A 26,557-nucleotide genomic window follows, 5' to 3' on the forward strand; every position below is an offset into this window, starting at 1 on the left:
GTGAAAGGACAAAGTCCGGAACCGGACGTCCGCACCGTGGTCCGCCGACGAAGGCGCGGAACGGCAGGCCTAGGCTGGGCGGCAGAGTGACCCACAACGCGGTGGGTCGAGGGGAGTGGCACCGATGGACCGGCGTCCGGCGATCAAACCGGGACCCGACCTCCGGCAGGATGACACCAGCCGGGACGACAGCTTCGATTCGGCAACCGACGGGGACGGCTTCGGCCGGCCCGACACAGGGGTGACCGGGATGACCGGTACGAGTTTCGACACCATCTACGACCTGGGCCTGCCCGCTGACGCGCTGGCCGACGACGTGGAGGACAACGAGCTCGACGAGCCGGTACCCAACGCGGAGCGCCTGGTGGCCCAGGCCGTGGCGCTCGCCGGCGACGACCACGACGTGGCGACCCTGGTCAGCCGCTTCTGGCGGTTCGCGCCGGACGAGGAGCTGATCGGCTTTACCGCCGAGGAGATGCTCGACGCGGCGCGCGCGCACCGGGACCTGGCCGAGCAGCGGGTGCCGGGCGAGTTGAAGCTCCGCATCCACGAGCCCGACGCCGACCAGCACCACACGGTCATCGAGATCGTGACCGACGACATGCCCTTCCTGGTCGACTCGGTGACCGCCCTGCTCAACGCGCGCCACCTGGACGTGCACCTGCTGGTGCACCCGCTGGTGGTGGTGCGGCGCGAGCCGCTGGGCCGGCTGGTCGAGGTCTCCGCCGACGTCGAGCCCGACGACGCGCTCGCCGGCGACCTGGTCGAGAGCTGGATGCACATCGAGATCGACCCGGTCCGGGACGCCGCCGAACGGGAGAAGCTGCGCCGCGAGCTCCAGCGCGTGCTGACCGACGTGCGGGAGGCGGTCGAGGACTGGCCGAAGATGCGCCAGCGGGCCCTCGCCCTCGCCGACGAGCTGGCCGCCGCGCGGACGTCGGACAACCGGCCGCCGGTGCCGGAGAAGGACATCACCGACTCGGTGGAGTTGCTCCGCTGGCTCGCCCACGACCACTTCACGTTCCTCGGCTACCGGGAGTACCGCCTGGCCGACGCCGGCGACGGGGGTCAGGCGCTGGAGGCCGTGCTCGGCACCGGGCTGGGCATCCTGCGCCAGGACTCCCCGGAGGCCCGGCCGCTGTCGTCGATGACGCCGGAGGCGCACGAGAAGGTCACCGAGAAGCGCCTGCTGATCATCACCAAGGCGAACTCGCGGGCGACCGTGCACCGCTCCGCCTACCTCGACTACATCGGCTTCAAGATCTTCAACGAGGCCGGCGAGGTGGTCGGCGAGCGGCGCTTCCTGGGCCTGTTCTCCACGGCCGCGTACCGCACCAGCGTGTGCGAGCTGCCGGTGGTCCGCCGCAAGGTGGCCGAGGTGCTGGACCGCTCCGGCCTGAGCCAGCGCAGCCACTCCGGCAAGGACCTGCTGCAGATCCTGGAGACCTACCCGCGCGACGAGCTGTTCCAGATCAAGACCGACGACCTCTACCACGCGGTGATCGGCGTGCTGCGGATGGCCGGTCGCCGGCAGCTGCGGGTGTTCCTGCGCCGGGACGCGTACGGGCGGTTCATCTCCTGCCTGATCTACCTGCCCCGGGACCGGTTCACCACGCAGAACCGGCTGCGCATGCAGGACATCCTGCTCCGCGAGCTGCACGGCGTCGGGGTCGACTACACGACCCGGGTCACCGAGTCGATGCTCGCCCGGGTGCACTTCACCGTCCGGACCGACCCGACCAAGCCCCCGAGCGACATCGACGCCGACCTGCTCGCCGAGGAGCTGGCCGACGCCACCCGGCTGTGGGACGACGACTACCGGCTGGTGTTGGAGCGCAAGCTCGGCGACGAGCAGGCCAAGCACCTGTTCAGCCGGTACGCCGACGCCTTCCCGGAGGGCTACAAGGACGGCCACACGCCGTACGAGGCGATGAAGGACCTGGCCAAGCTGGAGCTGCTGGAGGAGCCCGGCCAGCTGGAGATGCACCTGTTCCGCAAGCAGGCAGCGCCGCGGGCCGGCGGGCGGGGCCCGGACGTCGACGAGGCGATGGACGTCCGCTTCAAGGTCTACCGGTACGGCGAGCCGATGATGCTCTCCGCCGTGCTGCCGGTGCTGCACTCCCTGGGCGTCCGGGTGGTCGACGAGCACCCGTACGAGGTGGACCGGATCGACGGCCGCGTCTACCTCTACGACTTCGGGCTGCGGCTGCCGGAGGGGCACCAGGAGCTGGCCGAGGTGCGCCCGCATGTGGAGAACGCCTTCGCGGCGGCGTGGCGGGGCGAGGCCGAGGTCGACGGCTTCAACGAGCTGGTGCTGCGTTCCGGCCTCACCTGGCGGCAGGTGGTGGTGCTGCGGGCGTACGCGAAGTACCTGCGCCAGACCGGCGCGGTCTTCTCGCAGGAGTACATGGAGTCGACCTTCATCGCGTACCCGAGGATCGTCGCGCTGCTGGTGGAGCTCTTCGAGGTCCGGTTCGCGCCGGGCGCGATGGGTCACGAGGAGCGGGAGCGGCGCAGCGAGAAGCTGGTCGCGGAGATCCGGGGCGCGCTGGACGACGTCGTCAGCCTCGACCAGGACCGGATCCTGCGCGCCTACCTGACGCTGATCCAGGCCACCCTGCGCACCAGCTTCTACCAGAAGCGCGAGGACGGACGGCCGAAGTCGTACGTGGCGTTCAAGCTGGACCCGCAGGCGATCCCCGACCTGCCGGCGCCCCGGCCGAAGTTCGAGGTCTTCGTGTACTCGCCGCGCTTCGAGGGCGTGCACCTGCGGTTCGGGCCGGTGGCCCGGGGCGGGCTGCGCTGGTCCGACCGCCGGGAGGACTTCCGCACCGAGGTGCTCGGCCTGGTCAAGGCGCAGATGGTGAAGAACGCCGTGATCGTGCCGGTCGGCGCGAAGGGCGGCTTCGTGCTCAAGCAGAAGCCGGGGGACCGCGACGAGGCGGTCGTCTGCTACAAGGAGTTCATCTCGGCGCTGCTGGACGTCGCGGACAACATCGTCAGCGGCGAGATCGTGCCGCCGGAGGACGTGGTCCGGCACGACGGCGACGACCCGTACATGGTGGTCGCGGCGGACAAGGGCACGGCGACGTTCTCGGACATCGCCAACGAGATCTCCACGGCGCACAACTTCTGGCTCGGCGACGCGTTCGCCTCCGGCGGCTCCGCCGGGTACGACCACAAGAAGATGGGCATCACCGCCCGGGGCGCCTGGGAGTCGGTGAAGCGGCACTTCCGCGAGATGGGCCACGACACCCAGACCCAGGACTTCACCGTCGTGGGCGTGGGCGACATGTCCGGCGACGTGTTCGGCAACGGGATGCTGTTGTCGGAGCACATCCGGCTGGTGGCCGCGTTCGACCACCGGCACATCTTCCTCGACCCGGACCCGGACGCCGCCACCTCGTACGCGGAGCGGAAGCGGTTGTTCGAGCTGCCCCGCTCGTCGTGGGAGGACTACGGCCGGGAGCTGATCTCGGCCGGCGGCGGTGTGTACCCGCGTACCGCCAAGTCGGTGCCGATCTCGCCGCAGGTCCGCGAGCGGCTCGGCCTGGACGCCGAGGTGGAGCAGCTCTCGCCGCAGGAGCTGATGAAGGCGATCCTGACCGCGCCGGTCGACCTGTTCTGGAACGGCGGCATCGGCACGTACGTGAAGGCCTCCAGCCAGACCAACGCGGAGGTGGGCGACAAGTCCAACGACGCGATCCGGGTGGACGGCCGGAACCTGCGCTGCCGGGTGGCCGGCGAGGGCGGCAACCTGGGCTGGACCCAGCTCGGCCGGATCGAGTACGCCCAGACCGGCGGCCGGATCTACACGGACTTCATCGACAACGCGGCCGGGGTGGACTGCTCCGACCACGAGGTGAACATCAAGATCCTGCTGAACACGGCGGTCGCCGACGGCGCGCTGACCCTCCCCGAGCGGGACGAGCTGCTCGCCGACATGACCGACGAGGTCGCCGAGCTGGTGCTGCGGGACAACTACGACCAGGCCCGGGCGATCAACAACGCGCAGGCGCAGGCCGCCTCGCTGCTGCCGGTGCACCGGCGGATGATCACCGAGCTGGAGCGTTCCGGGGCGCTGGACCGGTCCCTGGAGGCGCTGCCTCCGGACGACGAGCTGGCGGTGCGGACCGAGTCCGGGCTGACCGCGCCGGAGTTCGCGGTGCTGCTGGCGTACGTCAAGATCGTCCTGGAGACGGAGATCCTCGCCGAGGGGCTCGCGGACGAGGAGTGGACGACCGACGTCCTGGTCAACTACTTCCCGACGCCGATGCGCGAGCGGTTCGCCGACCGGATGGGCCAGCACCGGCTGCGCCGGGACATCGTGACCACCGTCCTGGTCAACGAGGCGATCAACCGGGGCGGCATCACGTTCGTCTTCCGGGTGGTCGAGGAGACGGCCGCCTCGGCGGCGGACGTGATCCGGGCGTACGTGGTGGTCCGCGAGGTGTTCGGGCTGCGCGAGCTGTGGGACGCCGTGGAGGCCCTGGACAACAAGGTCGACCCGGAGCTGCAGACGAGCGTCTACCTGGACACCCGGCGGCTGCTGGACCGGGCGGTGCGGTGGTTGGTGACCAACCGCCGCTCGCCGATCGACGTGCCGGCGGAGATCGCCCGGTTGCGCGACGGCGTGGCCCGGCTCCTGCCCGACCTGGAGGAGCGCTTCTACGGCAGCGAGCGGGAGTCGCTGGCGGCCCACATCGACTCGCTGACCGAGCGAGGGCTGCCGCGCGACCTGGCCGAGCAGACGACCCGGCTGATGTACAGCTTCGGCCTGCTCGACGTGGTGGAGACGGCGGCGAGCAGCGGGCGCGACGTCGGCGAGGTGGCCTCGGTCTACTTCGTGCTCTCCGACCGCTTCCGGGTCGACTCGCTGCTGTCGAAGATCTCCCTGCTGCCGCGGGAGGACCGCTGGCAGACGCTGGCCCGGATGGCGCTGCGCTACGACCTGTACGCCGCGCTGGCCGCGCTGACCGCCGAGGTGCTCGACTCCACCCCCGGCACCCTGCCGCCGCAGGAGCGGGTGCAGGAATGGGAGCAGTCGAACGCCACGTCGATCCACCGGGCCGAGCGGGCGATGGGGGAGTTCGACGAGTCCCGGGCGGACCTCGCCGCCCTGTCGGTGCTGCTGCGCCAGATCCGCACCCTGGTGCGGACCTCCGCCGCCGCCTGACGCCGGACACGCCACGCGGTCCGGCCGGTCGGTTCCCCGACCGGCCGGACCGCGTCGTCGTCTTCCGGGGCGTGCCCCGCTGCCGTGCCGCGGGAGCGGCGGCCACGACGTGGTCGATGCCGCCGCCACCGCCCGGCGGTGGTGGATGCCGCCACCGCCCGGCCGGGACCGTGCGCCCGCCGGCCGCGGGGCCCTGGATCAGGCGGTCATGGAGGCGAAGACGACCACGTTGTCCGGGTAGCTGCGCGCCGCCTCGTCGAAGACGCCGCCGCAGGTGACCACCCGCAGGCCGGGCCCGTCGCTGGGGCCGTAGACCTGCTCCGTCGGGAACTCGGTCTTCGGGTACGCCTTCACCGACTCGACCGTGAACGTGACCTGCTGCCCGTCCTTGCGGGTGACGGTGATCGTGTCACCGGGTTGCAGGGCGCCGAGGGAGAAGAAGACCGCCGGTCCGATCTCCGCCGAGTCGACGTGCCCGACGATGACCGCGTTGCCGACCTCCCCCGGGCTGGGTCCCGGCTCGTACCAGCCGGCGCGCTGCGCCTGCTCTAGCGGGGGCACCTGGACGGTGCCGTCCGGGTTGGTGCTGAGCGACATGATCGGGGCGTCGACCCCGATCCGGGGGATGCTGATCGTGGTGGGGGTGGAACGGGCCAGCCCCGTGGCGGCCCCGCCGGCGACGTCCGGGTCCGCGCCGTCGGCCGCCGGCCCGGAGGCGGCCTGCGCCAGGGGCTGCGGCGGGCGGGGAGCGGGCGCGGTCCTGACCGACGCGCCGATCATGCCGGCGCCCACCATGGCGACCAGGACGATGGCGACCGCGCCGGCGGCGCGCCACGGTTTCCCGTGACGGCCGCCGGCCCATCTCGCCGTCATGTCAGACCAGCGACTCATCGGTCCGACGCCGACGCATCAGCACCAGGCCGCCCAGGGCGGCCGCGCCGAGCAGGCTGGCCCCACCGGCGGCCAGGCCCCGGTCGGTCCCGGCGCCGGCACCGCCGTCGCCGCCGTCGACCCCGCCGCGCGGCAGGACGACGAGCTCACCCTCGCCGCACGAGCCCTTGAGCTCGTAGCGGCCCGGCTTGGCGTCCTCGGAGACCTCGGCCTCGCCGTAGTAGACGAAGTCACGCTTGTGCTCCCAGCGGTCCTTGTCCTTGTCGTCCTTCCGGGACTCCTCGTCGGACCAGTCCTTCTTCTCGTGGTCCTTCTTCCGGTCGCCCTCGTCCGAGCCGTACCCCTCGTGGTCCTTGCGGTCCTCCTCGCGGCCGCTGTCGCCACGGTCCGAGCCCCAGCTGTCCGAGCCGTACTGGTCGTGGTCCTTGCGGTCCTCGCCCTCGCGGCCACCCTCGGCGTCCTGGCCGTGCTCGTAGCCCTTCCAGCCGCCCTCGTCGGCGGCGCCGCCGCCCTGGCCGCCGCCGGTCGACGGCTGCGGCTTGGCGGTCTCGTCCTTGCCTTCGTGGTCCTTGCCCTTGTCGTGGTCCTTGCCCTTGTCGTGCTCCTTGCCCTTGTCGTGCTCCTTGCCTTCGTGGTCCTTGCGCTTGTCGTGGTCCTTGCCCTTGTCGTGGTCCTTGCCCTTGTCGTGGTCGCCGGAACCCTCCTCCCCGCGCCAGCCGTCGCGGTCCTCGGCCGGCTTGAGCTTGACCTTGCCCGTGACCTTGGACCACACGTAGGCGTGCTCCTGGCGCTCCGAGCAGACCTCGAGCAGCTTGACCGTGTCGCCCGCCTTGACGACGTGGGGCTTGGCGTAGACCTTGCCCTCGTCGTGGTGGCCGTCCGCGAACGCGATACCCGGCGTGAACACGAGCAGGGAGGCACCACCGAGGGCAGCGCCCGCAACGACCTTCCCGAGCATCTTGTTTGCCATGACCTGCGTCACTCCATCCCTGTTGTCCTGGGCTCGGTGGCAACCGAGCTACGAACGACGTTAGGCCGTTTCACGAGCTATGCAGGGAAAGATTCGTGTTTTAACCTATGTAGGGCATGCGGGCGACAGGCGTGATATGCCCGTTTTCGTACCCTATGTGGCTCGCCGTGCCACTCCCACCCGCCGGGCACCGCGACGGCTGCATCGTGCCGGTCGGGGCCCTCGGTGGGTATCGTCCCGGCGACCCCGCCGCCCACCAACCCCGTCGCCGACCACCCGGCCCCCGCCCGGCCAGCGGGTGGACGACTCCTACCTGAACGCCCAGGGGTACGTGAACCGGAGTCGAAGGCCAAGGCGGAGTCGGTGCGGCCGAACCTGGTGACCAACACCTCCGGCCAGCCCGGCGGCACCGCCATGTGCGACACGGTCAAGACCAACGGCGCCTACGTCAACGGCATCGGGTACGCCCTGGCGAAGCTGGGTGCGATCGGCAACGTCCACAACCACATCGACGCCGCCCAGCACGGCTGGATCGGCTGGACAGCAACTTCGGCCCGACCGCTGGAGAGCGCTGCGGTCGCCTGTGGCAGCACTGTGGACAAGGCGCGCGGCGGCATGCTGGACCGACGGCTCCCGCAACGGCTGGGGCGGCTCCGCCCGCCCACCGGCCCGGTCGCGACGACCAGTGTGGACACCCACGTCAACGGCGGCCGGGTGCCGGGGCGAGTCGGACGGCGCCAGCAGGGAGATCCCGAACAACGCGGGTAAGGGCTTCGACCGGATGTGCGACCCGACCGACCCCGGCGACGCCCGCAACGGCAACAACCCCAGCGGGGCCCTGCCGGACGCCCGATCTCGGGGGACTGGTTCCCCGCGCAGTTCACGCAGCTCGTGCAGAACGCGTACCCGCCGCTGGCAGTAGGTGAGGCGCTCCGGCGGCGGGGTTCCCCGGGCCCCCGGCCCGACCGCTCGACGGTCGGGCCGGGGGTTCGTCGCGTACGGCGGTCAGGGGACCGTCCTCTCGATCGCCGCCCGGCCCAGCTCGGCCAGGTCCCGGCGGGCCCGCTCGATGTTCTCCGGCGTCAGATCCTGGCCCCGGGCCGCCACCAGGTCCTCCGGCTCCCAGGGCTGCTCCGCGCCGGTGCGGATGTTGTCCGGCGCCGCCCCCGTGCCGGTGCCGGTGGCCCCGGTGCCGGCGGCGTACGGGTCACCGATCAGCTCGTCGGTCGGCGCGCCGCCCCGCGGCTGGTCACCGGGCTCCGCGAAGGACGGAGTGTCCCGGTCGGCGCCGCCGCCGGTCATCAGCTGGGGGATGCCGGTGTCGTCCTCGACCGCCGCGGCCACCTCGGGGCTCTCCTCCAGCGGTCGGTCACGGTCACGATCCGTCATGTGGCTGCCCTCCTGCCGCCAGGTGGTTTCCTGATCCTCCCGGCGTACCCCGCGTGGCGGCGCCCATGCCCGGATGCGGGCCGGGCGGTTCAGCGCGCGTCTCGTCGGGGGTCTCCGGCGGCTCGGCCGGGTAGCGCCACTGCCGCAGCCAACACGCCGAACGCGGGCATGCCGAGGCCGGCATAGGGGTTGATCCGGACACCCCGCGCCTTCTCGACCCGGCGGAGGGCGCCGTCGAAGACGCCGACGAGGGCGACGCGTGCAGCGTGAACAGGCCACCGATCACCCGCCGGATGTCGAACGGCCTGCCCGGCCGTCGCGCCGGGCAGGCTGCCGACGCGGGCCCGCGCCGGCACGAGCGCACCGCCACGCGCCCCCGGGCCGGTCCGCCCGGGGCCCGTGGGAGCGGTCAGCGTCCGAGCACGCGGTCGAGGAAGTCGCGGTAGTGGCGGACCGCCATCCGCAGCTGCTCGGTGTCGGCCGAGCCGGCGTCCTGCCAGCCGCCCAGCTTGTTCTTCTGCGCGGACAGCGCCGAGGCGAGCGCCTGGATCGCCTCGTCGACCAGCGACTGTGCCTCCCCGGCCGCCGCGCGGGGGTCGTCCACGAACCGCAGCTGGACGTCCCGCCAGCGGTCCCGGAAACCCTGCGCCGCCGCGGAGTCGAAGAGCGTGGCCGGCTCGGCGGCGACGGTCGACCCCGCCGGTCGGGACGTCCCGGCCGACTCCAGCGAGCCGGCGGCGGCACCCGTGCGCCCGGCCGACGCGTGCTCGGCGTCGGGGTCGACCATGGCGGGGGTGGCGCTGCCGTACCCGGGCCCGCCGGCCGCGGCGGTCCCCGGGGCGTCCGTCCCGCCGGTCAGGTCGGACCGGCGCTCGGGGCCACCGTCGGTGACGTCCGGCGGCAGCACGGTCGTGCCGCCCCGTGACCCGCCGGGCTCGTCGGGTCGGCCCTCGCCACGCTCGCCGGCACCGCGGAACTCGGCGGTCGGGTCGGCCCGGCGCCCCTCCCGGGCGCCGTCCACGGCCCCGTCGCCCGGACGCGCGGTCGACTCCGTACGCGGGTCGACCTCGTCCTCCGGGCGGGGGCTGGCCAGGGCGGACGCGGCCACCGCGTCGCCGACGGTGGTGGCGCCGAAGGCCGTCGGCAGCGGACCCGGCTCGTGGAACTCCGGACGCCCGCCGTCGGCGTCCCGGCCGCCGGAGCGTGCCGCGCCGGCACCCTGGTCGCGGGACCGTGCCGCGTCGGCGTCCCGATCGCCGGACCGCTCGTCGCCGGCCGTCCCGCGGCGCGGGGCCCGCTCGCCGGCGACCGCCGGGTCGTCGAACGTGCCCCGGTCGTCGAGGGCGTCCTCGGGCACCTCGGCGCGGCCGGCCTGGTCGCCGGGTGGCGGCACCGGCACCGGCGTGGAGCGGACGGCCTCGGGGTGCTCGTTGCCCACCCGCTGCTCTTCCTGTCGCATCGCGGTCTCCTCAGCGGCTCGTGACGTCGTGCTGGCTGTCCGGACTGCGCTGCTCGGGCGGCCGGTGCCCGACCGGCTCCTCGCCGAGCAGGTCGGCGAAGAGGGCGCGGTAGTGGACCACGGCCTGGCGGAGCTCCTCGGTGCTGGCCTCGCCGCGCGAGTTGCGCAGGTGGATCTCGTGGGCGTCGCGGTAGTGGCCCAGCGTGCGGGCGTGTTCCACCGAGAGGTGGGCGATCTGGTCGGAGAAGTCGCCGGTCGGGTAGCCCCGTTCGGCGATGAGCCGGGTGACCAGTTTGTCCGCGTCGCCCACGGTCTCGGCCGGGGAGTCCACGAAGCGGACCTGGATCTCCTCCCAGGCGGCGGCGTACCGGGCGCGGGACTCGGGGGCGAGGGGGGTGAGCGTGAGCTCGGCGTGGCGGCGCTCCCGCTCGCGCAGCTCCCGCTCGGCGGCGGTACGGCTGTCCCGTTCGGCGACGGCGCGGTCGTACTCGGGACCGAACCGCGACCGCAGCGCCCGACGACGGGCGTACGACCGGGCGGCCACGGCCAGCGCCGCGATCACCAGCACGACGAGAACTATGACGATTACCTGCGTGGGCGACATGGCTCCTCCTTCGGCAGTGGTATTCCCTCCGCTCCGTGATCGCCAATCCCGTTCCGCGGCACTTTCCTGACGAACCCGACCGGGCGGCATCCCCCGTACCGACATGACGAGTCGCACAGAGCGATCGCCCCCGAAAACTTGACTCATTCCAGAAAAGGCGCTTGGGTGGGGTGATGCCGGTCGAGACCGACGTCGAACGCCTCCGGGCCGCCGGGTTGCGGGTCACGCAGCCCGGCGGGCCGGCCCGCTACGGGCTGGCCGGGGACGACCACGACCACCTGGTCCGACGGGAGCACCGCCGGTGACGCCAGCCGTCACACCGATCAGGAGGAGCGCCATGAGCGACCCGCAGGCCAGCAAGCCGATCCTCACCACCCGTCAGGGTCACCCCGTGCACAACAACCAGCAGCAGCGGACGGTCGGTTCGCGTGGCCCGGCGACGCTGGAGAACTACCACTTCCTCGAGAAGATCAGCCACTTCGACCGGGAGCGCATCCCGGAGCGGGTGGTGCACGCGCGCGGCTTCGTCGCGCACGGCGAGTTCGAGGCGTACGGGACGATCGGTGACCAGCCGGCGTCGAGGTACACCCGGGCCAAGCTGTTCCAGAACAAGGGCAAGAAGACCCCGGTCACCATCCGCTTCTCCACCGTCATCGGCGGCCGGGACTCCTCCGAGGCGGCCCGCGACCCGCGCGGCTTCGCGGTGAAGTTCCGCACCGACGACGGCAACTGGGACCTGGTGGGCAACAACCTCCAGGTCTTCTTCATCCGCGACGCGATCAAGTTCCCCGACGTGATCCACTCGCTGAAGCCGGACCCGGTGACCTTCCGCCAGGAGCCGAACCGGATCTTCGACTTCATGTCGAACACGCCCGAGTCGATGCACATGCTGACCTGGCTCTTCTCCCCGTACGGCATCCCGAAGAACTACCGGACCATGCGCGGGTCCGGGGTGAACACCTACCGGCTGGTCAACGCCGAGGGCGAGGGCGTGCTGGTCAAGTTCCACTGGTTGTCGCAGCAGGGCGAGCACAACCTCACCCAGGCCGAGGCGGACGCCATCCAGGCCACCGACCTGGGCCACGCGTCCAAGGACCTCTACGAGGCGATCGAGCGCGGCGACCACCCGAAGTGGGAACTCAACGTCCAGGTCATGAGCGACGACGAGCACCCGGAGCTGGACTTCGACCCGCTCGACGACACCAAGATCTGGCCGGAGGAGGACTTCCCCTACCTGCCGGTCGGCATGATGACGCTCAACCGCAACATCAGCGACCACCACAACGAGAACGAGCAGATCGCCTTCGGCACCGGCGTGCTGGTCGACGGGATCGACTTCTCCGACGACAAGATGCTGGTCGGGCGCACGTTCTCCTACTCGGACACCCAGCGTTACCGGGTCGGGCCGAACTACCTCCAGCTGCCGGTCAACCGGCCGCGCGAGGACGTGGTCGTCAGCACCAACCAGGGCGGCGGCCAGATGTCGTACGGGGTGGACAACCGGGGCGGCAACCCGCACATCAACTTCGAGCCGTCCTCGGTCGCCGGGCTCCGGGAGGCCGACGAGTCCTACCGGGAGTACCGCCCGTTCGTCTCCGGTCAGGTCATGAAGGCCCCGATCGAGCGGCAGAACAACTACTCCCAGGCGGGCCGCCGCTACCGCGAGATGGCCGACTGGGAGCGCGACGACCTGATCCTCAACCTGACCACGCTGCTGGCGCAGTGCGACAAGCACATCCAGGAGAAGATGGTCTGGCACTTCAGCCAGTGCGACGAGGACTACGGCCGTCGGGTCGCCGAGGGTCTCGGCATCTCCGTCAGCGCCTGACCCGCACCACCCACCGAACGCCCCGCCGGCCCCGGCGGGGCGTTCGTCCGCTGTGGACGTCCGTCCGGTAGGCCCGACGCGACGGACGGTAGTGCATCGGGCGGGATTTACGTATCCTGCCCAAGGCGTCCGTCGGACGGGCCGGCACCGTGGGCCGTGACCGTCCGACCCGGACGCTGCCCGGCCGGCGCCGGCGCCCCCGCAGCCACACCTTCCGGGCGAGGTCTGATTGAAATCCCGCGACTGGCCGATCCGCTCCAAGCTGACCGCGCTGGTCGTCGTCCCGGTGACCGCGCTGCTGGCGCTCTGGATCTTCGCCACGACGCTGACGTTCGGGCCGGCCCTCGACCTGCTCGCCGCCCGGACCCTCCTCTACGACCTCGGCCACCCCGGCGAGACGGTGGTGGCCGAGCTGCAACGGGAGCGCCGGCTCTCGGTGGTGCACCTGGCCGGCGGGGACGTCGCGCCCGGGCTCGCCGAGCAGCGCCAGCGGACCGACCGCGCGGTCGCCGAGCTGCGCCGCCGGGTCGGCGGGGAGGAACTGCGCGACGCCGCCGGCGACCACCTCGACACCCGGGTCGACCGTCTCGTCACCGCGCTGGACGCGCTGCCCGCCGGGCGGGGGTTCATCGACCGGCGTGAGGTCGACCGGGCCGGCGCGGTCGGGCTCTACAGCGGGATGATCTCCTCGGCCTTCCAGGCGTTCTCGGCCATGGCGAACCTGCCCGACGGGGACCTGAACCGCCAGGCGCTCGCCGTCACCGCGCTCGGCCGCTCCCGGGAGCTGCTCGGCCAGACCGACGCCCTGCTGGCCGGGGCGTTCACCGCCGGCCGGTTCGCCGAGGGTGAGCACACCCAGGTCGTGCAGACCATCGCCAACCAGCGGTTCCTCGCCGAGGCGGCGGTCGCGGACCTGCCCGACGCGGAGCGCGCCGCGTTCCAGCGGCTGACCGAGGGGGAGGTCTTCGGCCGGCTGCGGGCGATGCAGGACGCCCTGGTCGGCGCCGGGTCGTCGACCCGGCCGGCGGTGGACCCGGCGCAGTGGCAGGCCAGCTACGAGGCCGTGCAGCAGGCGCTGCGGGAGTTCGAGCTGGCCCAGGCCGACGGGCTCGCCGACCGGTCGGTGCCGACGGCCGTCGGCATCCTCGTCCGGCTCGCCGCCGCCGGGGTGCTCGGCCTGGCCGCCGTCGTGGTCTCGGTCCTGGTGGCGCTGCGGGTCGGTCGTTCCCTCGCGCAGCGGCTCACCGGCGTACGCACGGCCGCGCTGGACATGGCCGAACGCCGGCTGCCCGACGTGGTGGCCCGCCTGCGCCGGGGCGAGCAGGTCGACGTCGCCCGGGAGGCGCCCGCGCTGGAGTACGGCGGCGACGAGATCGGCCAGGTGGCGCGGGCCTTCACCGAGGTGCAGCGGACGGCGGTCCGCTCGGCCGTCGACGAGGTCACCCTGCGCCGGGGGCTCAACGAGGTCTTCCTCAACATCGCCCGCCGCAGCCAGGGGCTGGTGCACCGGCAGCTCGTCCTGCTCGACCGGATGGAGCGGCACACCGAGGACCCGGACGAGCTGGCCGAGCTGTTCCGCGTCGACCACCTCGCCACCCGGCTGCGGCGGCACGCGGAGGGCCTGGTCATCCTGGCCGGCGCCGCCCCCGGGCGGGGCTGGCGCAACCCGGTCGCGATGGTCGACCTGATCCGGGGCGCCATCTCCGAGGTGGAGTCGTACGACCGCGTCGACATCGCCGCGGTGCAGCCCGGCGGCGCACTGGGGCGGGCCGTCGGCGACGTGATCCACCTGCTCGCCGAGCTGATCGAGAACGCCGCGGCGTTCTCCCCGCCGCACACCCGGGTGGAGGTCTCCGGACAGCACGTGGCCAACGGCTACGCCGTCGAGGTCACCGACCGCGGCCTGGGCATGACCGCCGCCGCGCTGGAGGACGCGAACCGGCGGCTGGCCCGGTCCCCCGACTTCGAGCCCGTCGAGACGGCCCGGCTCGGCCACTTCGTGGTGGCCCGGCTCGCCGCCCGGCACGGGGTCCGGGTGCGGCTGCGCCCGTCCGACGGAGGCGGCTTGACCGCCGTCGTGCTCATCCCCGCCGACCTGGTCACCGACGAGCCGTCCCTGCTGCCCGAGGGCGTCGCCCCGCCGGAGCGCGAGTCCGGGGCGACACCGGAGGAACGGCGGATGGCCCGGGCGAGCCGGCTGGGCACGCTGCCCCGGCCCCATTCCGCCCGAGCCGCCGCACCCGGCGCGATGCCGCCTTCCGCAGCCCCGGCCGCCACGGCCACGTTCTCCGCAGCTCCCGCCTCCGCCGCGCCGGACCAGCCCGGCCGCGCCGCCGGCCCGGCCCCGGCCGCGTCCGGCGTCGGGGGCCCGGCCTCAGCCGGCCCGGACCGGGCCGCCTCCGCGTCCCGAGGCCCAGCCCTCGCCGACCCGGTGCCCGGAGGCCCCGCCCCCGCCGGCCGGGTACCCGGAGGCCCCGGCCCCGCCGAGAGCGCCGGGGAGATCGACGGGCTGCCGCGTCGGGTGCGGCGTCACGGGCCGGCCGTCCGGCAGCGGCGGTCGACGCCGGACGCTCCCGGGGGCGGGCCGGCGGTCGGGCACCCCGCGGCGGCCCGGCATCCGGGCGTCGACGGCCCGACGCCGCGGCCACCGGTGATCGAGAGCCCGACCCCGCGCACCCCGGAGGAGGCGCGGCGCGCCATGTCCGCCCTACAGGCAGGCACCGCCCGAGGCCGCGCCGCGGCCGGCGGCGCGACGGCTGATACGGCTGTGGCCGCCGCCCGTGGCCGTGTCGTGGCCGGCGGCGCGACGGCTGACGCGGTGGCCGCCGGCGCCCCGGCGGCCGGTGGCGACACACCGGAGGCCGCGGAGCCGACCCCGACCCCCATTTCGACCCCGATCCCGACGCCGGCCGACCCGCCGGCGGAACCGGACCCCGTGACCGCGACTGAGAGGGACGCCTGATGCTGCATCCGACGAGGCAGAGCGCCGATCTCGACTGGTTGCTCGACGACCTGGTGGAACGGGTGCCGCCCGCCCGCCAGGCGGTGGCGCTGTCGGCCGACGGGCTGCTGCTCGGCTCCTCCACCAACCTGGACCGCGCCGACGCCGAGCACCTGTGCGCGCTGGCGTCCGGCTTCTCGAGCCTGGCCCGGGGCGCGAGCCGACAGGTGGCCGGCGGGGCGGTCCGGCAGACCGTGGTGGAGATGGAGTCGGCGTACCTCTTCGTCACCGCCGCCGGGCAGGGGGCCTGTCTGGCGGTGGTCAGCGACGCGGACGCGGACATCGGCCTGGTGGCGTACGAGATGGCGATGCTGGTCACCCGGGTGGGGGAGTACCTGAGCGCCCCGGCCCGGCCGGCGGCGGGGGCTGCCGATGCGGGCTGAGTCCCCCGGGCCGCAGCACGAGTGGCTCGACGACGACGCCGGCCCCGTCGTGCGGCCGTACACCCTCACCGGCGGGCGGGTCCGGTCGTCCGCGGACGGCTTCGACCTGGTCGCGTACGTGCTGGCCGACCCGGCCGCCGACCCGGCCGCCCACCCGGAGCTGCACCCCGAGCACCGGCGCCTGGTGTCGCTGGCCGCCCGGCCGGTGCCCGTCGCCGAGTTGGCGGCGGAGCTGGACCTCGCGGTGGGCGTGGTCCGCGTCCTGCTCGGCGACCTGCTGGCCCGGGGACTGGTCGCGGTGCACCAGCCGACGGCCGCCGCCTACCTGCCCGACGACGACATCCTCAAGGCGGTGGTCAGTGGACTCCGTGCGCTGTGACGAGGCCGGTTCCGCTCCCCGGATCCCGCTCGCGCTGAAGATCCTCATCGCTGGGGGCTTCGGCGCCGGCAAGACGACGCTGGTGAGCGCGCTCAGCGAGGTCCGGCCGTTGCAGACCGAGGAGATCCTGACCGGGGCCGGGGTCGACACCGACGACCTGTCCGGCGTCGAGGCGAAGTCGACCACGACGGTGGCGATGGACTTCGGCCGGATCACGATCAACGACGACCTCCAGGTCTACCTGTTCGGCACCCCGGGCCAGGACCGCTTCTGGTTCCTCTGGGACGAGTTGGCCTTCGGGGCGCTCGGCGCGGTGGTGCTCGCGGACACCCGTCGCCTGGCGGACTGCTTCCCGTCGATCGACTACTTCGAGCAGCGGGGCATCCCGTTCGTGGTGGGGGTGAACTGTTTCGACGGCGCCCGGCGGTTCAGCCTGGAGACCGTACGCCAGGCGCTGGACCTCGACCCCGACGTGCCGCTGGTGCTCTGCGACGCGCGGGACCGGCAGTCCGGCAAGGAGGTGCTGATCGCCCTCGTCGAGCACGTGGCCCGGCAGCGCGGCGAGCCGGTGCCGGCGGCCTGAGCCCGCCGGCGCGGCCGGTCCCGTCGACCGGCCGCGATTCGGCGCGGCTTTCGGGGGCAAGAAGCCGGCACAGGGGGAAGCCTCTGGTTGGATCGACGGAGGAATCGGCGGAGGGTGGAACCGGTGACGGAGCAGGGAGCGGTCGTCCACATCGGCGGCTACACGGCACACGGCGGGGGCCGGGGCACCGGCATCGTCGCGGCGCGGCGGGACCCGGACTCCGGCGAGCTGTCCCCGCTCGGCACCGTCGCGGTCACCCCGGCGCCCTCCTTCCTCGCCCGGCACCCGCGGCTGCCGGTGCTGTACGCGGTCAACGAGCTACCCGACGGCGAGGTCAGCGCCTTCCGGGTGGCCGCCGACGGCGACCTCACCCCGCTCGGCACCCGGTCCACCGGGGGCGCGGAGCCCTGCCACCTGGCGGTCGTCCCGGACGGCGGCCACCTCGTCGTGGCCAACTACGGCGGCGGCAGCGTGGCGGTGTTCCCGCTCGGCCCCGACGGGGTGCCCGGCGAGCGCAGCGACCTGGTGCGGCACGAGGGGCACGGGCCGGACCCGGAGCGTCAGGCCGCCGCCCACGCCCACATGGTCAACCCCGACCCGGGCCGGGGCCCGCTGCTCGCGGTCGACCTCGGCACCGACTCGATCTACCGCTACGACCTGGACGCCGCCTCCGGTCGGCTGGTGCCCCGGGCGCCCCGGGTGCGGGCGGCCGCCGGCTCCGGCCCCCGGCACCTGGCCCGGCACCCGGACGGCCGGCGGTGCTGGGTGGCGGGGGAACTGGACGCCTCGGTGACCGCGTACGAGCTGACCGCCGAGGGTGCGCTGCACCAGCGGGGCCGGGTCGACGCCAGCGACCGGCCCGGGCACGTCCAGCCGTCGGAGATCGCGGTCGGCCCGGACGGCCGCTTCCTCTACGTGGCCAACCGCGGGGTGGGTACGGTCGCGGTCTTCGCCCTGGCCGGCGAGCTGCCGGAGCTCGTCGCCGAGGTGGACACGGGCGGGGAGTGGCCGCGGCACTTCGCCCGGGCGGGGGAGCACCTCTACGTGGCCGACGAGCGGGCCGACATGGTCCGGGTCTTCCGGGTGGACGCGGCCACCGGTGTCCCGGCCCCGGTCGGGGAGCCGGTGGCGGTGCTCAGCCCCACCTGCGTCCTGCCCTGACCAGGCCAGATAAACGTGGCGAGGCGAGACCGTTACTCATCGTCGACAATTTGGTGGTCAACTGTATATTCTGCGTAACTTTCGTCCGAACGGTTGTGGCAGCCGCCGAGGCGGGTACGCAGTATGGTCAGCGTGTCAGCAGGCCGCCACCGCAGGCGTTCCAACGTTCACGCAGCTACCGCCGCTGCTGCCGTCGGCGTGCTCGCCGTGACGGCCGGCGGCTGGTTCGGCTACCAGCAGCTGGCGCAACCGGACTGCTCCGGCAGGATCGAGCTGTCCGTCGCCGTCGCCGACGAACTCGCTCCCGCCGTCGACGCGGCGGCCGCGCGGTGGGTCGAGGACGGGGCCGCGGTCGGCGGGACCTGCATCGCGGTGAAGGTCTCGGCCGCCGACCCGGTCGACGTGGCCGCGACGGTCGCCGCCAAGCACGGTGTCACGCTGGCCGGCGTCGGGCAGGCCAGTGGCACGGCGGTCAGCCCGGACGTCTGGGTGCCCGACTCCTCCACCTGGCTGCTGCGGCTCAAGACCGGCGGCGCCACCGCCTTCGACCCCGGCAACGGCGCGTCCATCGCCCGCAGCCCGGTGGTCGTGGCGATGCCGGTGCCGATCGCCTCGCGGCTGGGCTGGCCGCAGAAGAAGTTCAGCTGGACCCAGCTCCTCCAACAGGTCCAGAGCGACAAACCGCTGCGTACCGGCATCGTCGAGCCGACCCGCGACGCGGCGGGGCTGTCGGGCCTGCTCTCGCTGACCGCCGCCGCCAGCGCCACCGGCGGCGCGGACGCCGAGAAGGACAAGGTCGCCGCGCTGCGGGCGCTGGCCACCGACCGCTCGGCGCTGCGGCCGGACCTGCTCGCCCGGTTTCCCACCGCGCCGGACGCGACGACGATCGCCAGCAGCCTCGGCGCGGCGGCGCTGTCCGAAGAGGACGTGATTCAGTACAACAGCAAGAAGCCGCCGGTGCCGCTGGCCGCGCTCTACCTGGAGCCGGCGCCCGCGCCGCTGGACTACCCGTACGCGGTGCTGCCCGGCATCGAGCCGGCCAAGGCGTCGGCGGCGCGGGTGCTCTACGAGGTGCTCACCACGGCCGACTTCCGCGACAGGCTGGCGGCCCAGGCGCTGCGGGCGCCGGACGGCAACTGGGGCGCGGGCTTCGACGCCCCGCAGGGGGCACCCAGCCCGGCCGGCGGCGTGTCGGCCCCGCCGGCGACCGGCGGCACTGCGGCGACCGGCGGGCTCGACCCGCAGAACATGGACCGGGCGCTCTCCAGCTGGTCGATCGCCACCCAGTCCGGCCGGATGCTCGCCGTCATCGACGTCTCCGGCTCCATGAAGGAGAAGGTGGCCAACGCCGGCAACGCGACCCGGCAGCAGGTCACCGTGGAGGCGGCCCGGCGCGGGCTGAACCTCTTCGACGACTCCTGGTCCATCGGCCTCTGGACGTTCTCCACCGAGCTGGTCGGCTCCCGCGACCACCAGGAGTTGGTCGCCATCGGGCCGCTGTCGCGGCAGCGCGGCAAGCTGGAGCAGGCGCTCGGCTCGATCCGGTCCTCCAGCGGCAGCACCGGCCTCTACGACACCATGCTCGCTGCCTACCAGAAGGTGCAGGACAACTGGGAGCCGGGCCGGGTCAACTCGATCGTGCTGTTCACCGACGGTAAGAACGAGGACTCCGACGGCATCACCCAGCAGCAGCTGCTGGCCGAACTCAACAAGATCAAGGACCCGGAGCGGCCGGTGCAGGTCGTGATCATCGGTATCGGCGGCGACGTCAGCAAGGCCGAGCTGAAGTCGATCACCGACGTGACCGGCGGCGGCGCCTTCGTCACCGAGGACCCGACCAAGATCGGCGAAATCTTCCTCCAGGCGGTCGCGCTGCGCAAAGCCCCGGCCTGAGTGACGAAGCAGTGCGTGCGGGGCCCGTCGTACCGTTGGATCCGGTACCGCGGGCCCTTTCCCGCCACCGGGTCCGTCGGGAAAAGTGACGGCAATACGTCGGAAGCAATCGGCCACCCTGGTTGTCGGGGCAGGATGTCGTAGTGCTCCGCGGCCGGCCCGCGACGGGCCGGTCGACGACCGGGGCCGTCGGCATGCGAAGTGGGGAGGGCCGGTGACCTCGGCGACGCTGTTGACCCCCGCCCGAGCGGCGTCGCCTGACCAGCCGTGGTCCGGGCAGGCGGCCCGCACCGACGAGCGCGCCTACGTCCGCTCCCTGGTGGTGCTGGACACCACCATCCTGACCGTCGCCGTGCTCATCGGGTACGCGGCCCGCTTCGGCGGCGACACCCCGGGCGGTTCGAAGGTCCCTTACGTCGTGGTGGCTCCCGGGCTCGTCGTCGCCTGGCTGATCTCGCTCCGGGTGCTGCGCTGCTACGACGACCGGGTCCTCGGGTACGGCGCGGACGAGTACCGGCGGGTCAGCGCCGCCAGCCTGCGCCTCGCCGGTGGCATCGCGATCGTCGGCTACATCGCGGACGTCGGCGTCTCCCGGGGCTTCCTGGGCATCTCGTTCGCGGTCGGCGCCGTCGGTCTGGAGGTGGCCCGGTTCGCCGCGCGCAAGCGGCTGCACCGGGCGCGGTCCCGGGGCGCGGGCTGGTCGCGCAAGGTGCTGGTGGTCGGCGACACCGCGCACGTGCTGGAGCTGGTGCACACCCTGCGCCGCGAGCCGTACGCGGGCTACCAGGTGGTCGGCGCGTGCATCCCCGACGCGCTGCTCGCCCCGGTCGCCCAGCGGCTGGGCGACGTGCCGGTGGTCGGCTCGTTCCGGGGCATTCCCGAGGCCGCCACCGCCATCGGCGCGGACACGGTCGCGGTGACCGCCTCCGGCGAGCTGACCGCCACCCGGCTGCGGCGGCTGGGCTGGCAACTGGAGGGCACCGGCGTCGACCTGGTGGTGGCGCCCGCGCTGACCGACGTCGCCGGCCCGCGCATCCACACCCGGCCGGTCGCCGGCCTGCCGCTGATCCACGTCGAGGCACCAGAGTTCCGTGGCGCCCGCAAGCTGATCAAGGGCTTCGTCGACCGGGCGGCCTCCTCGCTGGCCCTGACGCTGCTGCTGCCGCTGCTGGCCGCCATTGCGCTGGCGATCAAGCTCGACAGCCGGGGGCCGGTGCTGTTCCGCCAGACCCGCGTCGGGCAGGGCGGCCGGGAGTTCGGCGTCTACAAGTTCCGCACCATGGTGGTGAACGCCGACGCCCTGCTGGCGGAGCTGGCCTCCCGCAACGAGACCGACGGTCTGATGTTCAAGATGCGCGACGACCCGCGGGTGACCCGGATCGGTCGGCTGCTGCGCAAGTGGTCGCTGGACGAGCTGCCGCAACTGGTCAACGTCCTGTTCGGGCAGATGAGCCTGGTCGGCCCCCGCCCGCCGCTGCCATCCGAGGTGGCCCGCTACGACGGGGACGTGGCCCGCCGGCTGCTGGTCAAGCCCGGCATGACGGGGCTCTGGCAGGTCAGCGGCCGGTCCGACCTCAGCTGGGAGGACGGCATCCGGCTCGACCTCTACTACGTGGAGAACTGGTCGCTCGCGGCCGACCTGACGATCCTCTGGAAGACCTTCGGTGCCGTGGTCAACAGTCGCGGGGCGTACTGACCCGACCCGGTGGGGTCAGTCCTGCGGGCCGGTCCAGTCCAGGCACACCACGACCGCGTCGTCGACCAGGTCATCGGCGACGAACGCGCGCAGGTCGCCGATCAGCGAGCGCACCGCGTCCAGCGGCTCCATCGGCCCGGTCCGGCGCAGGAACCGGTCCAGCGCGGTCTCGCCGTACCGGACGTCCTGCCCGGTGGCGTCGACGACGCCGTCGCTGACCACGAAGAGCCGGTCGCCCCGGCACAGCTCGAACCGCTGCTCGTGGTAGTCGGTGGCCTCGAACATGCCGAGCGGGAACTGCGCCTCCAGCGGCAGCTGGTGGATCTCCCCGTCGCGCAGCAGCACGAGGCGGGGCGATCCGGCGTCGACCACGGTCAGCACCCCCGAGCGCAGGTCGAGGTCCATCAGCAGCGCCGCGAGGTGCTGGTCGCCGCGGTGCAGGTCGTAGATCGCCTGGTCGGCGAGGGCCGCCTGGTCGGCGAGGCCGAGCCCGGCCCGGCGGGCGTTGCGCAGCGCGTACGTGGCGAGCGAGGTGAGCATCGCGGCGGCCACCCCCTCGCCCGTGCCGTTGATGGTGGACAGCCAGACGCGCTCCCCGTCGTCGGACCAGTCGAAGCTGTCGCCGCGCACCGCGTACGCCGGTTCGAGCTGCCCGGCGAGGCTGAACGAGGGCCGGATCCGGCTGCGGCCGGGCAGCATCTCCCACTGCATCTCGGCGGCGAGGGTGAGTCTCCTGCTGCGCCGCGCGGCCCGGTAGACGTCCGTGCCGGCGCTGACCGCGGCGATCTCGTGGGCCAGCGCGGTGGCCGTCTCCGCCAGCTCGTGGAGCGTCCCCGGGTCGCCGGGGGCCGGCGCCACCCGCAGCACCCCCCGGCGTTCCCCGCGCATCGACACCGGCAGGTACGCGGTGTCGTCGGCGACGATCGGGGTCTGGTGGTCGAAGCAGCGCCAGGCGGGGTGCCCCGGGCCGGTGACCGGCTCCCCGTCACCGAGCGGCAGCAGCGCCGACAGCCGGTAGTCGACCTGGAGGAGCTGCACCCGGGTGGTCCCGTAGGCCCCGGCCAGGGTGTCGGCGACCCGGTCCAGCAGGAGATCGGCGGGCGCCTCGTTGAGGGCGCGCCGTACCCGGTTGACCGGTTCGCTCATCCTTCGCTCCTTGGTCGCGAGCCCGCACCAGCGGTTTCGGAGTAGTCTCGGGCGCACCATGGCGGAAGTGCACGGTCCCCAGGGGCCCCAGACAAGTATGGCTGCCGAGCTCGACGCGGTGGCCGATGCCCTGCTGGCGGTCTGGGAGGCCGCGCGGGAGCGCACGACCAGCCGTGTGTCCGGCGCCCAGCTGCGCGCGATCATGCTGGTCGAGCAGCACGACGGGATCAACCTCCGCCGCCTGGCGACCGGGCTCGACATGCTGCTCTCCTCCGCCAGCCGGCTATGTGACCGGCTGGTCGCCGCCGGCATGCTGGAACGCGAGCCCGGCCGCCTCGACCGGCGGGAGATCTCGCTGCACCTCACCCCGGAGGCCCACCGGCTCCTCGCCGAGCTGCGTGACGACCGGCGCCAGCAGCTCGCGGCGATCCTCGGCGACATGACCCCCGAGGGGCGGCAGGCCCTGCTGCGGGGCATGCGGGAGTTCGACGAGGCGGCGCGTCGCCGCCACGCGTCCGTCCAGTCCGTCGAGCCGGCCGGCCCCTGGTCCGACGTGGGCGGCCCGGCGGAGCCTCCGGTCGGCCTACCGACGCAGGAGTGGCCCGGCGACGAGCCGAGGGTGGCCCGGACGGCCTGACCCGCCGACGACCCGGACCGTCAGCCCGCCGTCTGGCCCGGTGCAGGGGCAGCCCGACGCCCATCGGAGGAGGCCGGGCTCAGGGCTGCCGGGTCAGCCAGCCGGCGGGTCGGGCGAGGATCCGGCGGACCACCGAACCAGCCCCGCCGACGGCCGCCGCCGCACCGCCGAGCGCCGCCGGGCGGACGGTGACCGGCGACCAGGCGGCGGTGAGCACCCGGCGGGAGACCTCGGCGAGCACCGGCGGGCGGAGCCAGGGCGCCAGCGGGGCGTATCCGCCGCCGAGCACCACGGTGTCCAGGTCCAGCAGGTTGACCACCCCGGCCACGGCGACCCCGAGCGCGGTACCGGCGTCGGCCAGGGCGTGCAGCGCCGCCGGGTCGCCCGCCCCGGCCAGCTCCGCGAGCCGGGTCGTCGCGGTGTCCGCCGGGAGGTCCGCGCCGGCCAGGCCGGCCGCCGCGAGGATGGCCTCCTGACCGGCGTACGTCTCCAGGCAGCCCCGGGCCCCGCACCGGCACGGCCGGCCGTCGGGGTGGACCGGGACGTGGCCGATCTCGCCGCTCCAGCCGCGGGTGCCCCGGAACAGGGTGCCGTCCAGGACGATCCCGGCGCCGATGCCGACCTCGCCGGAGATGTGCAGGAAGCTGGCCGGGCCGGCCGGTCCGGCGTGCAGTTCGCCCAGCGCGGCGAGGTTGGCCTCGTTGTCGACCAGCAGCGGTGGCACACCGTCCACGTGCGCGGTCAGCGGCGGATGCCCGGCGAGGAGGGCGGGAACGGGCACGTCGCGCCAGCCCAGGTTCGGCGCGAGGCGGACCAGCCCGGCGTCGTCGACCAGGCCGGGCACCGCGAGGGCCGCGCCGGCCAGGGTGAGTCCCTCGCGGGCCGCCTCGGCGCGGGCGTGGGCGGCCAGGTCGGCCAGCCGGGTGACGGCCTCGGCGGGGGAGAGCGGCCGGAGGTCGGCGCGGAGCACCGTGTGGTGGCGGACCCGGCCGGCGAGGTCGACCACGCAGGCGGCCAGGTAGTCGACGTTGACCTCCAGGCCAAGCCCGGCCGGGCCGTCGGCGGCGAGCACCAGGCCCCGGGACGGCCGCCCCGCGCCGGTCCGCGGCGTCGGCTCCGCCTCGCGCACCAGCCGGCCGGCGAGCAGGTCCTCCACCACGGCCGAGACGGTGGCCCGGGTCAGGCCGGTCCTGGCGGCCAACTCGGCCCGGGACGGCGGGCGGTCGGCGGCGGCGATCCGGCCGAGCACCACGGCGAGGTTCCACTCGCGCAGGCTGCCCTGCCGGACCGCCCCGGCCGGGGCGTCGGGTCGGGGCACTCCTTGACACTGCCACAGGCCGATCAAATAATTCAACCACTGAACAAATAGCGGACGACATCCCCGGAGGCCTGCCATGGCGCCCCGTCCCACCCCCGCCGACAAGTTCTCCTTCGGCCTCTGGACGGTGGGCTGGCAGGCCCGCGACCCGTTCGGCGACGCCACCCGGCCCGAGCTGGACCCGGTCGAGGCGGTGCACCGGCTCGCCGCGCTCGGGGCGTACGGGATCACCTTCCACGACGACGACCTGGTGCCCTTCGGCGCGGACGCCGCGACCCGCGACCGGCACGTCGCCCGGTTCCGCAAGGCGCTCGACGAGACCGGCCTGGTGGTGCCCATGGTGACCACCAACCTGTTCACCCACCCGGTGTTCAAGGACGGCGGATTCACCAGCAACGACCGCGACGTCCGGCGCTACGCGCTGCGCAAGGTGCTGCGCAACGTCGACCTCGCCGCCGACCTCGGCGCCCGCACCTTCGTGATGTGGGGCGGCCGGGAGGGCGCCGAGTACGACCTCGCCAAGGACGTCCGGGCCGCCCTGGACCGCTACCGGGAGGCCGTCGACCTGCTCTGCCAGTACGTCGTCGACCGCGGCTACGACCTGCGGTTCGCCCTCGAGCCCAAGCCGAACGAGCCGCGCGGCGACATCCTCCTGCCCACCGTCGGGCACGCCCTCGCCTTCATCTCCACCCTGGCTCACCCCGAGCTGGTCGGGCTCAACCCCGAGGTCGGGCACGAGCAGATGGCCGGCCTGAACTTCGCCCACGGCATCGCCCAGGCGCTCTGGCAGGGCAAGCTGTTCCACATCGACCTCAACGGCCAGCGCGGCGTCAAGTACGACCAGGACCTGGTCTTCGGCCACGGCGACCTGCTCAACGCGTTCGCCCTGGTCGACCTGCTGGAGCACGGCGGCCCCGGCGGCGCGGCCGCCTACGACGGCCCCCGGCACTTCGACTACAAGCCCTCGCGCACCGAGGACACGGCCGGCGTCTGGGCGTCGGCGGAGGCGAACATGCGGACGTACCTTTTGCTCAAGGAGCGGGCGGCGGCCTTCCGAGCGGATCCGGAGGTGGCCGAGGCGCTGGCGGCCAGCCGGGTCGCCGACCTCGGCACGCCGACGCTGGCGCCGGGAGAGGGCCACGCCGACCTGCTCGCCGACCGTTCCGCGTTCGAGGAGTTCGACGTCGACGGGGCCGCCGGGCGGGGCTTCGGCTTCGTCCGGCTCAACCAGCTCGCCGTCGAGCACCTGCTCGGCGCGCGCTGAGGACCGCCGGAGATGCCGCTCGTCGCCGGGGTCGACTCCTCGACCCAGTCCTGCAAGGTCGTCGTCCGGGACGCGGAGACCGGTGCCCTGCTCCGGCAGGGCCGGGCACCGCACCCGGACGGCACCGAGGTCGACCCGTCGGCGTGGTGGTCCGCGCTGGCCGCGGCGGTCGACGCCGCAGGCGGGCTGGCCGACGTCGCGGCGGTCTCCGTCGCCGGCCAGCAGCACGGCATGGTCTGCCTCGACGAGGCGGGCGCCGTCGTCCGGCCCGCGCTGCTGTGGAACGACACCCGCTCCGCCGGGGCCGCCGCCGAGCTGGTCGAGGAGGCCGGCGGCGGGGCGGCCGGCCGCCGGTTCTGGGCGGACGCGGTCGGCAGCGTGCCGGTGGCCAGCTTCACCGCCACCAAGCTGCGCTGGCTGGCCCGGCACGAGCCGGAGCACGCGGCCCGGGTGGCGGCCGTCTGCCTGCCGCACGACTGGCTGACCTGGCAGCTGGCCGGCGCGCCCGGCCTGGCGGCGCTGCGCACCGACCGGGGCGACGCCAGCGGCACCGGCTACTGGTCCCCGGCCACCGGCGACTACCGGCTCGACCTGCTGGAGCGCGCCTTCGGCCGGCGCCCGCACGTGCCGGCCGTGCTCGGCCCGGCGGAACCGGCCGGCGCGCTGCGCCCCGACGCCTTCCGGGCCGGCGCGCTGCGCCCCGACGCCTTCCGGGCCGGCGCGCTGCGCCCCGACGCCTTCCGGGCCGGCGCGCTGCGCCCCGACGCCTTCCGGGCCGG

Annotated in this window: 19 protein-coding genes and 2 pseudogenes; 14 read left to right on the plus strand and 7 right to left on the minus strand. The window is 73.9% G+C overall.

What is annotated here, in order from left to right:
• Window positions 1–124 precede the first annotated feature (124 nt).
• A complete protein-coding gene (locus tag ACGF5C_RS19295) occupies window positions 125–5,176 on the plus strand; it encodes an NAD-glutamate dehydrogenase (protein ID WP_393303358.1) in 5,052 nt (1,683 codons plus the stop codon).
• A 198-nt stretch (window positions 5,177–5,374) separates the two neighbouring features.
• Here ACGF5C_RS19295 and ACGF5C_RS19300 read toward each other — a convergent pair whose 3' ends face one another.
• Window positions 5,375–6,049 carry a class F sortase gene (locus ACGF5C_RS19300; RefSeq protein WP_393303360.1) on the minus strand — a complete coding sequence of 225 codons (675 nt, stop codon included), beginning with the start codon at window positions 6,047–6,049 and terminating at the stop codon, window positions 5,375–5,377.
• 1 nt (window position 6,050) lies between these two features.
• Entirely contained in the window at window positions 6,051–7,037 is a 987-nt protein-coding gene (locus ACGF5C_RS19305; protein WP_393303362.1) for a hypothetical protein, read from the minus strand.
• Window positions 7,038–7,406: 369 nt separating this feature from the next.
• Between ACGF5C_RS19305 and ACGF5C_RS19310 the strand changes: the two are divergent.
• Window positions 7,407–7,952 (plus strand): annotated as a pseudogene (locus ACGF5C_RS19310) (glycoside hydrolase family 6 protein); the annotation flags it as partial.
• A gap of 90 nt (window positions 7,953–8,042) precedes the next feature.
• Here ACGF5C_RS19310 and ACGF5C_RS19315 read toward each other — a convergent pair.
• From ACGF5C_RS19315 to ACGF5C_RS19325, 3 genes are all read right to left on the minus strand, one after another.
• The gene (locus ACGF5C_RS19315; protein ID WP_393303364.1) at window positions 8,043–8,426 is read right to left on the minus strand and encodes a hypothetical protein; all 384 of its coding nucleotides are present in this window, start codon (window positions 8,424–8,426) and stop codon (window positions 8,043–8,045) included.
• Window positions 8,427–8,835: 409 nt separating this feature from the next.
• Window positions 8,836–9,885: a hypothetical protein gene (locus tag ACGF5C_RS19320; protein WP_393303366.1), complete on the minus strand. Its 1,050-nt coding sequence runs from the start codon at window positions 9,883–9,885 to the stop codon at window positions 8,836–8,838.
• A gap of 10 nt (window positions 9,886–9,895) precedes the next feature.
• A complete protein-coding gene (locus ACGF5C_RS19325) occupies window positions 9,896–10,489 on the minus strand; it encodes a hypothetical protein (RefSeq protein ID WP_393303367.1) in 594 nt (197 codons plus the stop codon).
• A 173-nt stretch (window positions 10,490–10,662) separates the two neighbouring features.
• Here ACGF5C_RS19325 and ACGF5C_RS19330 point away from each other — a divergent pair, with 173 nt between their 5' ends.
• From ACGF5C_RS19330 to ACGF5C_RS19370, 9 genes are all read left to right on the plus strand, one after another.
• A complete protein-coding gene (locus tag ACGF5C_RS19330; RefSeq protein WP_393303369.1) occupies window positions 10,663–10,794 on the plus strand; it encodes a hypothetical protein in 132 nt (43 codons plus the stop codon).
• 32 nt (window positions 10,795–10,826) lie between these two features.
• The gene (locus ACGF5C_RS19335; RefSeq protein ID WP_393303371.1) at window positions 10,827–12,317 is read left to right on the plus strand and encodes a catalase; all 1,491 of its coding nucleotides are present in this window, start codon (window positions 10,827–10,829) and stop codon (window positions 12,315–12,317) included.
• 229 nt (window positions 12,318–12,546) lie between these two features.
• Window positions 12,547–15,279: a nitrate- and nitrite sensing domain-containing protein gene (locus ACGF5C_RS19340; RefSeq protein ID WP_393303373.1), complete on the plus strand. Its 2,733-nt coding sequence runs from the start codon at window positions 12,547–12,549 to the stop codon at window positions 15,277–15,279.
• On the plus strand, window positions 15,279–15,701 hold the full coding sequence (locus ACGF5C_RS19345) for a roadblock/LC7 domain-containing protein (RefSeq protein ID WP_393303375.1): 423 nt from the start codon (window positions 15,279–15,281) through the stop codon (window positions 15,699–15,701). Before ACGF5C_RS19340 ends, ACGF5C_RS19345 begins: the two co-directional genes overlap by 1 nt.
• On the plus strand, window positions 15,691–16,080 hold the full coding sequence (locus ACGF5C_RS19350; protein ID WP_393303377.1) for a DUF742 domain-containing protein: 390 nt from the start codon (window positions 15,691–15,693) through the stop codon (window positions 16,078–16,080). Before ACGF5C_RS19345 ends, ACGF5C_RS19350 begins: the two co-directional genes overlap by 11 nt.
• Window positions 16,061–16,663: an ATP/GTP-binding protein gene (locus tag ACGF5C_RS19355; RefSeq protein ID WP_350708658.1), complete on the plus strand. Its 603-nt coding sequence runs from the start codon at window positions 16,061–16,063 to the stop codon at window positions 16,661–16,663. Before ACGF5C_RS19350 ends, ACGF5C_RS19355 begins: the two co-directional genes overlap by 20 nt.
• Window positions 16,664–16,786: 123 nt before the next feature.
• Window positions 16,787–17,824: a lactonase family protein gene (locus tag ACGF5C_RS19360; RefSeq protein WP_393303379.1), complete on the plus strand. Its 1,038-nt coding sequence runs from the start codon at window positions 16,787–16,789 to the stop codon at window positions 17,822–17,824.
• A gap of 132 nt (window positions 17,825–17,956) precedes the next feature.
• Window positions 17,957–19,717 (plus strand): VWA domain-containing protein, encoded by a 1,761-nt coding sequence (locus tag ACGF5C_RS19365; RefSeq protein WP_393303381.1) that lies wholly within the window; start codon window positions 17,957–17,959, stop codon window positions 19,715–19,717.
• Window positions 19,718–19,931: 214 nt separating this feature from the next.
• Complete coding sequence (locus ACGF5C_RS19370) at window positions 19,932–21,413, plus strand: sugar transferase (protein WP_393303383.1); 1,482 nt, start codon at window positions 19,932–19,934, stop codon at window positions 21,411–21,413.
• A 15-nt stretch (window positions 21,414–21,428) separates the two neighbouring features.
• On the opposite strand, the gene ACGF5C_RS19375 is transcribed toward ACGF5C_RS19370, so the two are convergent.
• Window positions 21,429–22,559, minus strand: coding sequence for a PP2C family protein-serine/threonine phosphatase (locus ACGF5C_RS19375; protein ID WP_393303385.1), 1,131 nt, complete (start codon window positions 22,557–22,559; stop codon window positions 21,429–21,431).
• Between the two features lie 97 nt (window positions 22,560–22,656).
• Between ACGF5C_RS19375 and ACGF5C_RS19380 the strand changes: the two genes are divergently transcribed.
• Window positions 22,657–23,196 carry a MarR family winged helix-turn-helix transcriptional regulator gene (locus ACGF5C_RS19380; protein WP_393303387.1) on the plus strand — a complete coding sequence of 180 codons (540 nt, stop codon included), beginning with the start codon at window positions 22,657–22,659 and terminating at the stop codon, window positions 23,194–23,196.
• A 79-nt stretch (window positions 23,197–23,275) separates the two neighbouring features.
• On the opposite strand, the gene ACGF5C_RS19385 is transcribed toward ACGF5C_RS19380, so the two are convergent.
• Entirely contained in the window at window positions 23,276–24,541 is a 1,266-nt protein-coding gene (locus ACGF5C_RS19385; protein ID WP_393303488.1) for an ROK family protein, read from the minus strand.
• Between the two features lie 49 nt (window positions 24,542–24,590).
• Between ACGF5C_RS19385 and xylA the strand changes: the two genes are divergently transcribed.
• The gene (gene xylA / locus ACGF5C_RS19390) at window positions 24,591–25,778 is read left to right on the plus strand and encodes a xylose isomerase (protein ID WP_393303389.1); all 1,188 of its coding nucleotides are present in this window, start codon (window positions 24,591–24,593) and stop codon (window positions 25,776–25,778) included.
• A gap of 12 nt (window positions 25,779–25,790) precedes the next feature.
• Window positions 25,791–26,557, plus strand: a pseudogene (locus ACGF5C_RS19395) (FGGY family carbohydrate kinase); the annotation flags it as partial.

The sequence above is a fragment of the Micromonospora sp. NPDC047620 genome (assembly GCF_043205005.1).
Taxonomy (GTDB): Bacteria; Actinomycetota; Actinomycetes; order Mycobacteriales; family Micromonosporaceae; genus Micromonospora.